Consider the following 14,921-nt stretch of genomic DNA (forward strand, 5'->3'; position numbering starts at 1 on the left):
CTCCGAGTCTCATGATTTCACTTCCTTGAATTTCTTGATTCTCTTTGCCAATTATATTGAAAGTTTTGAGTTCTCTCAAAACTGAACAAGGCTACTAATTTCAATTACATCTTGTAACACTTCTCAGTGATGCTTCATGCTGCCTTGCGACGAGGAATCATGCTTCGTAGCATAGATCGTAGACGCAGGAGCAAAAGCATTTATTAATAGAGAGTTTTGAGTTCTCTCAAAACTGAACAAATAGCACAAGCGTCAAACAACCGAAGTTGTCTGTCGACTAGAGTTAAACTCCATAGAAAGGAGGTGATCCAGCCGCACCTTCCGATACGGCTACCTTGTTACGACTTCACCCCAATCATCTGTCCCACCTTAGGCGGCTGGCTCCAAAAGGTTACCCCACCGACTTCGGGTGTTACAAACTCTCGTGGTGTGACGGGCGGTGTGTACAAGGCCCGGGAACGTATTCACCGCGGCATGCTGATCCGCGATTACTAGCAATTCCGGCTTCATGTAGGCGAGTTGCAGCCTACAATCCGAACTGAGAATGGCTTTATGGGATTGGCTCCACCTCGCGGCTTCGCTGCCCTTTGTACCATCCATTGTAGCACGTGTGTAGCCCAGGTCATAAGGGGCATGATGATTTGACGTCATCCCCACCTTCCTCCGGTTTGTCACCGGCAGTCACCTTAGAGTGCCCAACTAAATGCTGGCAACTAAGATCAAGGGTTGCGCTCGTTGCGGGACTTAACCCAACATCTCACGACACGAGCTGACGACAACCATGCACCACCTGTCACTTATGTCCCCGAAGGGAAATCCCTATCTCTAGGGAGGGCATAAGGATGTCAAGACCTGGTAAGGTTCTTCGCGTTGCTTCGAATTAAACCACATGCTCCACTGCTTGTGCGGGCCCCCGTCAATTCCTTTGAGTTTCAGCCTTGCGGCCGTACTCCCCAGGCGGAGTGCTTAATGTGTTAACGTCGGCACTAAGGGCATCGAAACCCCTAACACCTAGCACTCATCGTTTACGGCGTGGACTACCAGGGTATCTAATCCTGTTTGCTCCCCACGCTTTCGCGCCTCAGCGTCAGTTACAGACCAGAGAGTCGCCTTCGCCACTGGTGTTCCTCCACATATCTACGCATTTCACCGCTACACGTGGAATTCCACTCTCCTCTTCTGCACTCAAGTCTCCCAGTTTCCAATGACCCTCCCCGGTTGAGCCGGGGGCTTTCACATCAGACTTAAAAGACCGCCTGCGCGCGCTTTACGCCCAATAATTCCGGACAACGCTTGCCACCTACGTATTACCGCGGCTGCTGGCACGTAGTTAGCCGTGGCTTTCTGGTTAGGTACCGTCAAGGTGCCGCCCTATTCGAACGGCACGTGTTCTTCCCTAACAACAGAGTTTTACGAACCGAAATCCTTCATCACTCACGCGGCGTTGCTCCGTCAGACTTTCGTCCATTGCGGAAGATTCCCTACTGCTGCCTCCCGTAGGAGTCTGGGCCGTGTCTCAGTCCCAGTGTGGCCGATCACCCTCTCAGGTCGGCTACGCATCGTCGCCTTGGTAAGCCGTTACCTTACCAACTAGCTAATGCGCCGCGGGCCCATCCCTTAGTGATAGCCGGAGCCATCTTTTATGACACAACCATGCGGTTGCATCTCTTACCCGGTATTAGCACCGATTTCTCGATGTTATCCCAGTCTAAGGGGCAGGTTGCCCACGTGTTACTCACCCGTCCGCCGCTAACGTCATAAGAGCAAGCTCTTAATCAGTCCGCTCGACTTGCATGTATTAGGCACGCCGCCAGCGTTCGTCCTGAGCCAGGATCAAACTCTCCATAAAAATGGTGAGCTGATTAGCTCGAATAAATAATAAATTGACGAGATTGGTTTAAATGAAAAGAACATTTAAACTATCTCTCTTTTTCGCTTGGCTTTTGTTCAGTTTTCAAAGAACTTGTTTGTCACTCATCAGCGACATTTATTATCATAACACAATAATTTGTTCTGCGCAACAACTTTTTAAAAGTTTTTTTTAGGACTATTTAATCCGTTGTCAGCGACAAGTAATAATATATCATGTTATAAAGTTCTGCGCAATAGTTAATTTAAAATTATTTTTTGCGGCTAGATTTAATAATCTATCATACTTCATAGCCAATAGCAACATATTTATGATTACTTCTTATTCTCAAGCATTGAAAGCTCCTATCAATAAATAAAGACTCTTTTATTCATCGGACCTTGAATGATTCATTTTTTTGTATACTCTTTCTGGAGCGACTCCTACTATGATCTTTAACCATATAAATATAGTAGCACTCCTTTCCGAATAACAACTGGGTAATTTTGTATAAAATCATTCAAAAAAACCTATGCTTTATTTACAGTTCATTTACTAGCGCTTAATATCTCTTTTACGTTTTTACATTAAAATAGTGGAAATAGGACAAAAAAGGAGTGTTGTGTTTTTGAAAGAGAATGTTGTTGCCTTGATTGATATGGGATCCAATTCGATTCAGTTAGCTATGTACCAGATTGACCACATTGGTCGCTATCACGAAATGAAAAGAATGAAAGTGTCCGCAAGACTTATTAGCTACTTGAATAAACAAGGTACATTAACGAAGGATGGTGTTCGTGTCATTATTAACACGTTAAAACGATTTGAGAAAGTAACACGGTCGTATAACGTTAACCATATTATTGGGTTTGCTACGGCGGTCATTCGAAACTCTTCCAATCAAGCTGAAGTATTAGATGAAATCGAAAGACAAACTGATATATCATTTACTGTGTTAAGCGAGTATGAAGAAGCGTATTATGGGTATCTTGGTGTCATCCAATCGATGGATATAGAAGATGGAATCACAATCGATATCGGTGGCGGAAGTACCGAAATCACCTTGTTTCAAAAACAGAAATTGGTCCACTACCACAGCTTCCCTTTTGGTGCCGTCACATTAAACCAACAATTCACAAACGGAGAGCAAGTGAGCAACAAACAAATCACTCATCTACGAACTTATTTATTCGAGCAATTCCTAAGTCTCCCTTGGCTCAAGACTGCAAAGTGCCCTATCGTCGGAATCGGAGGAAGTGCCCGAAATCTAGCCCGTATTCATGAAACCAAATCAAAAACGAAACAACCTGAGCTCAAGCTTAAGAAAATAGAAAAGATTTTTGACGAACTATCTTCATTAGATGTGAGTAAACGTTCAAAAATAAAAGGCCTCTCAAAAAGACGAAAGGATATTATTATCCCTGCTGTTCAAACATTCACCGTACTAATGGAAGTTGTTCAATCCCCTTATTTTATTTACTGTGATAAGACGGTCAGGGATGGCGTCATTTATGAAACGTTCGTTCAAAAGAGCAACAAGCAACCTTTACAAATACATACCCTTGTATAATGTTATCCATAAAAAGTAAGCAAGCTATTGATCCTTTGGATATCAATAGCTTGCTTTTAATAATTTTTAGCATTTTTCATGTAAAAGCATTATCCTTTATATACCAATGGTGGTTACACCGACCTTCTTTCCATTAAATTAATTCCAACGCCCATACAAACAACACCAAATAGAACCAAAATGGAAAGTGACTCAATTACCTCTAACACCCCACGGTCAAAAATAACGGCCTCTTTTAACGCTTCCATTCCGTAAAAAATCGGCATTCCCTTCGATAATAGAAGCATAACTTCATTAGTCACAACCTCAATTGGCCAGTAGGCACCCCCTATCATCGCCATAGCTGTGGCAATAATCGGGATAGCCACTTGGACCTGCTGAGATGTCTTAACTAAGCCGATTAGGAGCATCCCAAGTGCAACGATGGAAAATACATAACAGCCAATCACGACTAACACCGTCCCAAAGCGCCCTCCCAAATCAAAGCCTAGACCCCATTGGAATAATAAAAAGACAACGATGATTTGCGCGTATCCAATTAAAAAGCAATACAATAAGTGCCCCATGTAGATTTGCGATTTTCTAAGAGGTGAAACAATGAGTCGGTCCCATGTCCCCTCATTTTTCTCTTCTGCTACTTTCATTAAACTAAACATTATTGTGTATATAGAGAAAAACAATGTCATTCCAAATAATATCTGTAAACGCTCATCGTTTGGAGCGTTGCCGGTAGTCCCTTCTAAATAGGACGTATTCACGGTTAAAACTGGGTTCGCCCATAATTGCTCTACTTCTACTCGAAATTCACTTCCACCTCCTAGTTGCTCGAAAGTTCTTAACTGTAGCTCTTCAATGAACACTTGGCGAATATAATCCTCTACTATTTGATGCGTTGGATCCTCTGTTGCAATTAAAAGGCGATAATCGGCTTCCATTACATGTAGAGCTAAACTGCTATCCCCATTTGAAACAGCCTTTCGTGCCTGTCGTTCCTCAACCTGTTCAAAATGAAAATTATCGGATTTATTTAATCTTGCTAACCAACCATTTTTGTCCTCTTCATTTACGGAAGCATTAAAATACGTTAATACGGTGACCTGGTTTTCCACCTTTGCTCCCGCTAGAATATAGACAAAACCGATCGTTAGAACAAAAAAGGATAGCACCAAAAACGGTACTCTACGAAATCGTTGCCACTGCAATAGAAATACTGACCTCATGACCAAACCGACCTCCTATTTGGAAAAATCACAACACTAGCCAGTAAGAGAATAGTAATTATCACGAACATGCGACTAATCGGTGCCTGAATCACGTTATAGTCCATTTCTTGCATCCATTGCAGGTAAGCAAGAAATGCTGCACCGTTTGGCGTCCAATTTCCAAACATCCTAATCATCTCAGGCATATCAGACATTGGAAAGAAGCTCCCACCTGCAAAGGAAAAGATGACGACAATCCCACCTGCAAACACCTTTGCGATAGAATCACTATTGAACCTAATGACACATGCCGTTAATAAAGCAGCAAATCCCCCAACACAACAGGAAACAACCGCCGAAATAAGAGCCATTCCTAACCAAAACTGAATCGTTTCACCAGCGAACGCTTGGAAAATTAAACTTGATAATCCAAACAATACGGTCAGCTGAAAAAAAGCAATGACCGATGCAGAGAGTGCTTTCCCTCCTAAATAGGCAAATGGCGGGGTTCCTGAGAGTAAAATCCGATTAAAAGCATGCTCCTTTTTTTCCACATGAGCTTTGCTTGCCATGGTGGACCCGACATATAAGACAAACATAACAGCCATCCCAATTGTGTAATACTGAAATGAACTCACTGGCTCTCTTGTCGAAATTGCTTCAATTCCCCCTATTTGCGGTTGTTCCACTTTATCTCCTATTCCCTCTTGTTTAGATACTGTGTAAATCGCCGTTTCGAAATTTAGCTCATTCACAAATCGCTCGATACTAGATTCAAAAATTGTCCCAAGATAGGAACCAGTATCGTTCATGGTAATGAGTAATTCACTACCTTTTCCTTGTTGAAGGAGCATCTTTTGTAAGGAGTGATACGTAAAACCAGCAGGAATGGTCAAAATCGCTACAAGCTCCTCATCCTTTAATGCCTGCTCCGCTGTGGTTGCATCCATTTTAACCGTGTTGACCATTTCTCCAAAACTGTCATCCTCTATCACTGCTGTTAACAAGGAAAATGGACTTAATTCCTTTGCCACGTGATGGAGTTCAGGCGCAACCTCTTCTGTAATTCCTGTTTCATTTAAATCCTCGACAAATTGCCCTATCCCCTGTTCTTCATTATCTTCGTGAACAATGGCCACGTTGATATTAAGAGTTGAAGTATCTCCTCCAAGTATCCCTTTTAAAGCAAATCCCAAAATACCGATTAACAAAAGCGGCATCAAAAGGAGTAAAAATAATTCAGTGCGTTCACGTAGGATAACAAGAATATCTTTTTTAAGAAAATTAATCATTGTTCTCCTCCCCTAATCTCTCAATTTACGTCCCGTTAAATGTAGAAACACATCCTCAAGTGTTGGTACGTGAACACTGACGTTAAGAATTTGTGCCTGATGTGATTCTGCCACTTGAAAGATTGTCCCTAACAATCTACTTCCTTTTGGAACAATCAATCTCAAGCCTTTTTCCGTTTCAACCGTTTGTAGAATTTCTTCTTTAGCTCGTAATTCTTGCGTCAACTGCGGATCATAACGATCTAAATCAAGAAGTACTGTTTCTTCACCAGATAAAATGCTTTTCAACTCGTCTTTCGTACCAGAGGCAATCACTCGACCGTGATCCATAATGTACACTCTGTCGCAAAGACGTTCGACTTCCTCCATATAATGACTTGTATACAAAACCGTTAATCCTTTCTCACGATTAAGCACACGTACCATTTCAAGAATATGATTTCGAGACTGTGGATCAATGCCGACTGTCGGCTCATCCATGATTAATATTTCAGGTTCGTGAAGCAATGCAGCCGCAATATTAATTCGTCGTTGCATTCCACCAGAATACGTTTTAACAACCTCTTTTTGGCGTTCTGTAAGACCAACTAAATCCAACACATCTTGAATTTTTTGTTCAAGTCCTTTTCCTCTCAACCCATAAATCCGACCAAAAAATTTCAAATTTTCATAGGCTGTCAGTTCTTGATAGAGTGCAATTTCTTGAGGGACAACGCCTAAAACTCGACGAATATCTCCTGGATTTTTTAAAATACTTTTTCCGTGTAACCGAATATCACCTGCTGTTGGTTTGACAAGCGAAGAAATCATTGAAATCGTTGTTGACTTGCCAGCCCCATTCGGTCCAAGCAACCCAACTGATTCTCCTTTATCTAAATAAAAGTTCACTCCATCAACAGCTGCTCTTGCTCTGTACACTTTTTTAAGGTCCTCTGTCTCAAGCATGTAGCATGCCTCCTTTTCATCACTTTGCACTCACAGTATACAAACAAAAAGACAGTGCCCCCACTGTCTTCCGTCACTGATTTTTTGTTTGTATATGACTTAAGTCATTTTTTCTATACAACATTATGGCGAATTGCATAAATCGCTAACTGCGTACGATCTCGTAGCTCGAGTTTATCTAAAATAATACTAATATGATTTTTAACGGTTCCTATCGACAAACCAAGTTCATAGGAAATCTCTTTATTACTCCGTCCTTCTCCAATTCGCTTTATAATATCAAGTTCACGAGGGGTAAGAGATGGATTAACTTTTAAACCCTCAGTCTGTTTTATTAGTCTAGGCACTACTTTAGCAGCGACATGCTCCTGTAATGAAAGTCCTCCTGATAAACAGCTACGGATCGCGCGAATTAATTCCTCCGAATCGGAGTCCTTTAATAAATAGCCTCGTGCACCGCTTTTTAATGCTTCAAGCGCATACTCATCATCGTTGAAAGTCGTCAAGATTAGAACTAACCGCTCAGGCCAACGAGCATGAATAATTCGAGCGGCCTCCAAGCCATCCATAATCGGCATACGAATATCAAGAATAATTAAATCAAACGAATGCGTCTCACATAACTCGACCGCCTCTTTGCCGTTACACGCTTCACCAGTGACACGTAGCTCCGGGTCTGTTTCTATCATCATTTTTAACCCTTGTCTTACCATACCTTGGTCTTCAGCTAATAAAATCCGAGTCAATCATTCAACCTCCCTATTTCTTGTAACGGAATGGTACCACGAACGATAAACCGTCCAGCATATTGCAAGATATCTAAATTCCCTCCTACTCGTGCTACTCTCTCTCTCATTGATGACAAACCAAAGCCTTCTCGAAATTGCTTTTCTCCTAATATTGGATTCGCCACTTCAAATCGAAAGACAGAACCAGCTGGAGCTTCAAAAACAATCTCTACTTCTCGCGTCCCACTGTGCCGCATCATATTCGTTAATGCTTCCTGCACGGCTCTATACACTGCAATCGTCTGCTCATTTGTCAGAGGTGCAGTTAACGCACCATGCTTAATCGAAAACTGAATCCGAATAAAGCTTTCAGCCTCTAGTTTCCGAATAAGGCTGATAATAGCCGTTAATCCTCCCGCCTCGTCTTGTTTCAATGCTTTCACGGCAATTCGCGTTTCTTCCAAGCTCTCTTTTGCTAGTAGCTTTAATCTTTGTACTTGAGCTTCTTCACCCTTCACCTTCATTCGAAATACCTCTAGCTGCATTAACAGCGCTGTCAGCTTATGCCCAACAGAGTCATGAATTTGCCTCGCAATCTCTGTCCTCTCCTCCGCACGTGCCTGCTTTTCATCTGAAGCAATTCTTCTTTTCATTTTTCTATATTCACTAAGGAGCGCTTCATATCTTGCTGATAGATCATCATTACGAACCTGCGTCATCTTATAAAGGTAAAACGCTACAGATAGAACGACGACATAAAGTAATATAGCCGGAAAAGGATAAGCAGCTTCACTATGAAACCAGGAGATTAGCACTCCTCCTACTAGAATCACTCCGACAGGAATCGCTTGAAGGATGCTAAGACGATAAACCGCTTTCCCTGCGATAATAGAAAATACAACAAATGTATAGATATTAGGGGATTCGTTACCTTCTGGCCATAATACGACGATGGCAATAATCGCTGTCATACTTAAATGAAGCATGAGAAGCCTCTTATGACTACGTAAAAGCGGCGCAAGAAAAAATAAGGCAAACAAGCCTGCACTTCCGAAAATCCGAAATGGCATTTCTAAATAAGGTGTTGAAAATTGACTAACAGCAAGCAACCACGACATAAAAAGTAAGAACAACCACACCCAAAATGCCCCCACTGCCTCTCCCCTTTCTTCTTAAGTCACTTAAATATCATAGCAAATGAAGCTTTGGAAAAAAAGGAAATTTAGAGAAACAGATTACTATCTCGAAGTGACGATATCCTATAAATACTGCCGACTCCACGATGAATGTTCAGATTTACCTTCTCGAATAACCATCCTATGTGTTGTTCTGAACGTTAAATCTAAAAAAGCATAACCCTTTAGTTATGCTTTCAACCTGACACCTCCTTCTCTCTACTGTTCTCTCTACCAATACAACCCGTTTCATTTCATTCAGGAAGAGAGAACAGGTTCATTTCACAAGGGACATGCAGATTTATGTTGAATGTACTCTCATGTTCATTTAGCCCGCTTTTTCTCAACTGTTCTTTAGAGGTAAATGTAACACGATTGTTGTACCGTGATCTTTCTTACTTAAAATATCAAAATGAGCCAAATGACCATAGTAAGAACTAAGCATTCGTTTTACATAACTTAAACCAATGCCAATACCTTCTTTTTCCTTGGTGCTATTTTCATTCAAGATATTAACCCTTTCCTCATCAGATAAACCTGAACCGTTATCACTGATCGAAATAATAATTCGGCCATTCACTTGTTCTACTATCACTTCTATACACCCTTTATCATCATCTAAACCATGGTATATTGCATTTTCAACAAGCGGCTGAAGAATAAATCTTGGTATCGGCGTTTTTAATAGTTCTGGTTCTATTCTTATATTCACATTGTAAGAAAAATTATATCGAATTTTCTGTAAAATAAAGTATTGCTTAAGCGAATCTAATTCCTCTTCAATCGTAGACGCCTTCCCGCTTCTTTTTAAATTGTAGTACAATAATTTATTTAATGAAGACACCATACGTTCAATCTCATCTTGATTATTAAAAACAGCGAGCCAACGTACATTATCTAAAGTGTTCATTAAGAAGTGTGGATTAATCTGATACATTAGTTTTTCAATTTCTAAATCGGCCCTATTTTTTTCTTTCGTTTCCACCTCTGAAATTAATTCAGAAATTTGTATTTTCATATTTTGTAATTGATTTAACAACTCATCAAATTCTGGGATGTTTGTTGAAGCAGATTTTATATGTAAGTCATTTTTTGAAATGGCTGTGATTTCCGAATCAAAGTGTCGTATTGGTTTATAAACCATAATCCAAACTAACCAGGCAATAAAAAAACTAAATGCACCAAAAAAAATGGCCAGAACAATTATTTGTGCAACCCACCGGCTTTTTTCCTCTTCGTACTCCTTCTTAGGGATTAGGGAAACAATACTCCAACCTTGTTTGTTTGTTTTCATAAACCAATAGTAACCATGCATTAAACCAGACGTTGTTCCTTTAACTGCTCCATCAAATTGCTTATTTACAGGGAAAAGTGAATTTAATTCACTAAAGGTAATCTGGTTATTTTCATCTAATATGAGATAAAATGAATTATTCGCCATTTGATTAGCCTCTATAATGCTTTTCGTAAAATAAAAACTTGTTTCAATATATATATATACCGGTTTTTGATTAGGTAAATTCGCCTTCCTTGCAACAGAAACAACATAATGTGTTTGTAAGTTGTTTTTACTAATATGCGGACCATAATACGTTATATCTTTATTAGCATCTAAGACCGGCAACTTTTCAAGTGAAAAATCGTCTCGAATAGGCAGGTTACGGAATAATGTTGAGCCATCCTCATCTATATACGTGGTCAAACCCGCACTGGAGTTTGTGTGTGAAATATATACTAATTGATTTTGAACCTCTTCTTCCAACGGAGTCGTTAAACTAAGGTCATCTGACACAAGAAATTCATCTAATTTTAACGCAATACTACTTGGATATACAAACTGCTGAGACACTTGGCCTAGATTATCAATTGTATACATTAAGGATAGTTCTAGTTGATTTAAGGTACTTCGCACACTTTCTTCAAGTTTATTCTCTAAAATGGATGAAAGTGCATTATGCGAAAGGATTACAGTGCAACCAAACGGAAGAAAAGCCGCCAGTGAAAATAGATATACAATCCTTTTTCTAAGCGTTAGGGATTTATAATATCTAATAACCCTTGTTAACATTTCTCCCCTCCTCCTTGATAGCGCTTTCAATAGTTTGCTAAAATAGTTAATAATCAGTCTTTTTTCAATAATTCTAATAACACTGTCTTAACTCATATCTAATAATATAATTGCTTTCAGATCGTTATTTAAATAATATGTATACCTTTACAATTATAACACGCGAACTATATTTCCTCTTAAAAACTACACTATTTCTTTATATGTGGCTTTACCCACCTCAAGTACACTCTTTTACTAGACTCGTTGAACTAATAAATTATATCGTAGTGTTTCTCTTTAAATAACGGTAGACCGTTATTTAAAGAGAAACACCTAGCTTCTTAGCAACTTTTGATTAACTAAATCCTTGCTTTAATAACTGCTTAATTTCCATGTACACTACCCACTTATCCACCTTTCGAACCTCCAACACTCTCAAGATAATCAGATGAACAAGAATATCTTAACGTGTAGGAGTAATAGATTTCATCTATTTTTAGGGGAATTGTTCAAAATGACGGTTTTCTATTTGATGAAGTATCAATTTTTCATAATAAAATTTGTTCGTTTACTAGGTATAATATACTAAAGCCCCGTTAAGGAGTCTGCGTGTCTTTTTTTGCTTACTCCCTGAAAAGTTCCAAAACCCCAACATTTAATATAGAACCGAATTAATAAACTCAAAAAAGAGTAATTTGCAAAGGAAGTCTTTTAACAAATTACTCTTTTAAAACAGGTTTCACAGCCTTAAGGCATATATTTATACTATCACGAACGCATTCAATAATTAATTCAATAAAAAATAGCAGGTGAGTAACCATAATCGATTAATATTTCATGAAGATCTTGCCGTTCTTCCATTCCCATTGGAAAACGGGTGAATAAAAGTTTAAATAGGGCTGCTAATTGAACAGAATTGACTTCTACTTTCTTCATACCATTATTGACAATTCATTTGGTACCTGAAGAAAAAATTTGAGATTCATGAACACTACCATGGGTGAGAATCCCCTCGTCGAAGGCCCAGTAAGAATTATCATTTATTTTGCGATATTTTCCTATGAATTTTTTTCGTTCTGTCATCAAACATTTTATACTTAGGACATGTACTTCAATAATTCAAATACTTTATGAATATTATTTATTATAATGTTTTTTTCCTAGTCTGCCTACGGGGTTTAAGTAAATAATTACAGTCATACCTATACATAATATTCCGCAAGTTAAACAAAAGTAAAAAAAGAGATTCCCTCCTACCGTTTCCGGAGGGAAAATTAGATAAGTAAATTTAAATAAAAATACACTTAAGAAAAAAAGGTAACAAGCAAACCTTTTCTTATACCTTCTATAAGCTAGATATCCAATAAGGATAATCGTATAAAGAGCACTAATCATCATTAAAAAAGGAAAAGTTGGTTCAAATTTTGCAGCGTATACAAAGTGATCAAACTGTGATATTTGGTTGGGGTTTTGTACTTCTCCAGAAAAAAAATGAGAAAATGGTGTGGAATTCTCCCAATGCCAAGGATTATCTAAAATAGCACTACCCTCATACCAAGTTGCAAAGGTAGAAATAACTAAAAGAATAATAAATATTCCTAATTGTATTAAAACCCAAAACAAGAAATCTCCCCCCATTATGAATTTTGTTTTTTAATTAATTATTACTTTGATAAACAAAAACAAATTTCCATTGTGCGACTCTATCCGTCGATTGCAAAGCCTATGTTATACCGTCACAGTGACTGCTCCGAAGCTACTTAAACCTTTTAAATATCTTAATAGTGTTCCAACCCACTTTTTAAAGACTAGAAAAATGGGTCTTATTTGGTGTTGCCTTTAATCAACGTGAAGTACTTTAAAATTTTCGGAGTAGAAGAAGCCAACGCAAAAATCTTCAACAATAATTCTAATTTGATGAAGAACAAGATAAATAATAAAGATGATTGTATAACGCTATCCTTTGATAGATACTATAATATTTTTACATTTCTAAAGAGTCTTGTAAAATTCTCATATTTCATCTTAAAACTTTATTAAGCTAGTAAAAAACCTATAAAAAATAGAATAACAATATGTAAAGGATAGAATAAGTAGAAAAAATATTTTAAACCTATGCCCTTTTTACCGTTATATAACAACATTAGAGGTAAAGCGAAAATCATCATCCATTGGTAATCCGCAAAACCAAACAAATGTGGCAATATTCCATCTGGTCTCCACCCCCATCTTCGAACCAGATAAAAAAGTGTAAGACAATATAAACTGTAGCCTATGGCGGTTTTCCATTTATCTCCTCGAGAAAAATATAAGAAAATACCTAATGAAATCATTAGGACCCCCCCCTCAACTACCAAAAGGTTTCCAGAAATTTGAATTGTGAAAAGTGAGATTGGTTCAGGTAGGTATCCATTTATTTCCATGAATGGAAATAGGGAAATAGATACAAATTGCCAACAGAAGAACCATATCAGAAATTTTATTTTCTTTTTTTCCAGTAAGATAATAAGCAAGGCTATTAAAAATAAAGTAGAGAAGAAGTTAAACTCAAGGTATGGGAAGTCACTAGAAGATATTTTCCCTTTCTGGAGTAAATAATGAATCCGTAGGTTTATTATTAGGTTCAAGAAACTCATTCCAACTGCAGCTACGCCTAAACGCACAAGGTACTTTTTTCTGTTGGACGTATTTTTATATCCGATAACTACACAGTAGATAAAGATAGGAGCGGCGATTCTTCCTATCCAACGAAACCATTCCGGGGTATCGGGAATAAAATGCCCAAAATGGTCAATAAACATTGTTACCAATGCAATAATTTTCAGTTTAGTGTTTGTCATGATACGCCACCCGATTTTTTCCAAAAATAGACCCATCTATTTGAACAACCAACAACAATAAAAATGCTTATCATATAAATAAATAAAAATTTAATTTCAATCCCCTCAAATATTGTTCAATACCTATGCTACTCTATATTTTAACATTAATTTCCTTTTTATAGACAATGAAAAAGCGTACCACTTAGCTGAATAAAAGTATCACAATATTGTTTAGCCCAATAAGTTACTAGTTTATCACTGTCAACATGAGTATCTGAAAATTAATTATCTCTTAAATTTCTTTTGTGAGTTTATTAGTTATCTGGAACCTATATTAATTTTATCACTTACTTTATGTAAATTTGGTTAATATTTACTATAATGATGAATTGGAATATAGGTACCCTCACCATCGTGTAGATTTTTTCATGTGAAATTAAGCACCCTATTTTTTAAAATAAGGTGCTTTTTTAATTAGATTAATGCTCCGTTCTTATTTTCTGGTGAATGATGCTTGCAAACGTACTAAGTAATTTAATTGCTTCATCTTTCGGCCGTTGCCATACATTTCTCCCAATTGCTACACCCCTTACCCCAACACTTAGTGCTTCACCTACCATTGTGATTAGCTGCTCCACACCACCACTTGCCCCACCACCTAATAACACAAAAGGAACATTATAATTCTCACACCACTTACGTAACGTCTCTTTATTACCTGGATCAGGGACTTTTAGAATATCCGCTCCTAATTCATAACCAATTCTTACGGCATCATTTAAAATCACGGTTTTTTCTTCGGGATCATCGACTACATCTAGTGTTAATGGCTCTACCATTACGGGTAAATCAACTTTCTCAGCCTCTCGAATTAAATCCGCGATAATCTTTACACTTTTCGCTCTCTCTTTACTAGGTCTATCCCAAAATAGCATCACCTTCAAACAATCATAACCTTTTCTAACAGCTCCTTCTGGTGTGCTGATGATTTCGTGATACATAGTAGAACTGTCACCATAAAATGCATCAGCCGTTAAGATTCTTGCAGAGGCATTCCTTCCCAAAAAAAAGCGCTCCGCTTGATTTGCTATTCCTTCTGTAATTAATACGGCATCCGTATCAATTGACATCAACTCTTTAATGACTTGAATAGGATTCTCTAATCCCTTTACCTCACCAAAAGCAATTCCGTGATCAATAGGGAGTATTAGTGTATTTCCAGTATCAGGACGGAATATTCTTGACAGTCTCAAAGCTTTACTCATTTACATCACCCTTAATTTTTAAT

The 14,921-nt window shown here is 38.2% G+C and carries 10 protein-coding genes, 1 rRNA gene and 1 pseudogene; 1 reads left to right on the plus strand and 11 read right to left on the minus strand.

Annotated features, from left to right (window positions below; genetic code table 11):
• Positions 1-296: 296 nt before the first annotated feature.
• Positions 297-1,849: ribosomal RNA gene (locus B1R93_RS22400) — 16S ribosomal RNA — on the minus strand.
• A gap of 622 nt (positions 1,850-2,471) precedes the next feature.
• Here B1R93_RS22400 and B1R93_RS22405 point away from each other — a divergent pair.
• Entirely contained in the window at positions 2,472-3,419 is a 948-nt protein-coding gene (locus tag B1R93_RS22405; protein ID WP_245308419.1) for a Ppx/GppA family phosphatase, read from the plus strand.
• Positions 3,420-3,532: 113 nt separating this feature from the next.
• Here B1R93_RS22405 and B1R93_RS22410 read toward each other — a convergent pair whose 3' ends face one another.
• From B1R93_RS22410 to B1R93_RS22455, 10 genes and pseudogenes are all read right to left on the minus strand, one after another.
• On the minus strand, positions 3,533-4,639 hold the full coding sequence (locus tag B1R93_RS22410) for an ABC transporter permease (protein WP_088106122.1): 1,107 nt from the start codon (positions 4,637-4,639) through the stop codon (positions 3,533-3,535).
• Positions 4,636-5,913: an ABC transporter permease gene (locus B1R93_RS22415; protein ID WP_088106123.1), complete on the minus strand. Its 1,278-nt coding sequence runs from the start codon at positions 5,911-5,913 to the stop codon at positions 4,636-4,638. The genes B1R93_RS22410 and B1R93_RS22415 overlap by 4 nt, the downstream gene beginning before the upstream one ends.
• 12 nt (positions 5,914-5,925) lie before the next feature.
• Positions 5,926-6,858, minus strand: coding sequence for an ABC transporter ATP-binding protein (locus tag B1R93_RS22420; RefSeq protein WP_088106124.1), 933 nt, complete (start codon positions 6,856-6,858; stop codon positions 5,926-5,928).
• 113 nt (positions 6,859-6,971) lie between these two features.
• Positions 6,972-7,604 (minus strand): response regulator, encoded by a 633-nt coding sequence (locus B1R93_RS22425; protein ID WP_088106125.1) that lies wholly within the window; start codon positions 7,602-7,604, stop codon positions 6,972-6,974.
• On the minus strand, positions 7,601-8,740 hold the full coding sequence (locus B1R93_RS22430) for a sensor histidine kinase (RefSeq protein WP_165763918.1): 1,140 nt from the start codon (positions 8,738-8,740) through the stop codon (positions 7,601-7,603). The genes B1R93_RS22425 and B1R93_RS22430 overlap by 4 nt, the downstream gene beginning before the upstream one ends.
• Before the next feature lie 364 nt (positions 8,741-9,104).
• Positions 9,105-10,829: a sensor histidine kinase gene (locus B1R93_RS22435; protein ID WP_088106126.1), complete on the minus strand. Its 1,725-nt coding sequence runs from the start codon at positions 10,827-10,829 to the stop codon at positions 9,105-9,107.
• Between the two features lie 817 nt (positions 10,830-11,646).
• Positions 11,647-11,697: pseudogene (locus tag B1R93_RS24010) on the minus strand (Fic family protein); the annotation flags it as partial.
• 251 nt (positions 11,698-11,948) lie between these two features.
• Entirely contained in the window at positions 11,949-12,434 is a 486-nt protein-coding gene (locus B1R93_RS22445; protein WP_245308420.1) for a YjdJ family protein, read from the minus strand.
• Between the two features lie 413 nt (positions 12,435-12,847).
• A complete protein-coding gene (locus B1R93_RS22450) occupies positions 12,848-13,651 on the minus strand; it encodes a TraX family protein (protein ID WP_088106128.1) in 804 nt (267 codons plus the stop codon).
• A 461-nt stretch (positions 13,652-14,112) separates the two neighbouring features.
• Positions 14,113-14,898 carry a class I fructose-bisphosphate aldolase gene (locus tag B1R93_RS22455; RefSeq protein ID WP_088106129.1) on the minus strand — a complete coding sequence of 262 codons (786 nt, stop codon included), beginning with the start codon at positions 14,896-14,898 and terminating at the stop codon, positions 14,113-14,115.
• Between the last annotated feature and the right edge of the window lie 23 nt (positions 14,899-14,921).

The organism is Halalkalibacter urbisdiaboli (assembly GCF_002156385.1).
Taxonomy (GTDB): Bacteria; Bacillota; Bacilli; order Bacillales; family Bacillaceae_D; genus Halalkalibacter_A; species Halalkalibacter_A urbisdiaboli.

What these genes read in the sequence shown, in the direction of transcription:
- B1R93_RS22410 (WP_088106122.1), bottom strand. Translation starts at nt 4,639, where the DNA reads ATGAGGTCAGTATTTCTATTGCAGTGGCAACGATTTCGTAGAGTACCG.
- B1R93_RS22415 (WP_088106123.1), bottom strand. Translation starts at nt 5,913, where the DNA reads ATGATTAATTTTCTTAAAAAAGATATTCTTGTTATCCTACGTGAACGC.
- B1R93_RS22420 (WP_088106124.1), bottom strand. Translation starts at nt 6,858, where the DNA reads ATGCTTGAGACAGAGGACCTTAAAAAAGTGTACAGAGCAAGAGCAGCT.
- B1R93_RS22435 (WP_088106126.1), bottom strand. Translation starts at nt 10,829, where the DNA reads ATGTTAACAAGGGTTATTAGATATTATAAATCCCTAACGCTTAGAAAA.
- B1R93_RS22450 (WP_088106128.1), bottom strand. Translation starts at nt 13,651, where the DNA reads ATGACAAACACTAAACTGAAAATTATTGCATTGGTAACAATGTTTATT.
- B1R93_RS22455 (WP_088106129.1), bottom strand. Translation starts at nt 14,898, where the DNA reads ATGAGTAAAGCTTTGAGACTGTCAAGAATATTCCGTCCTGATACTGGA.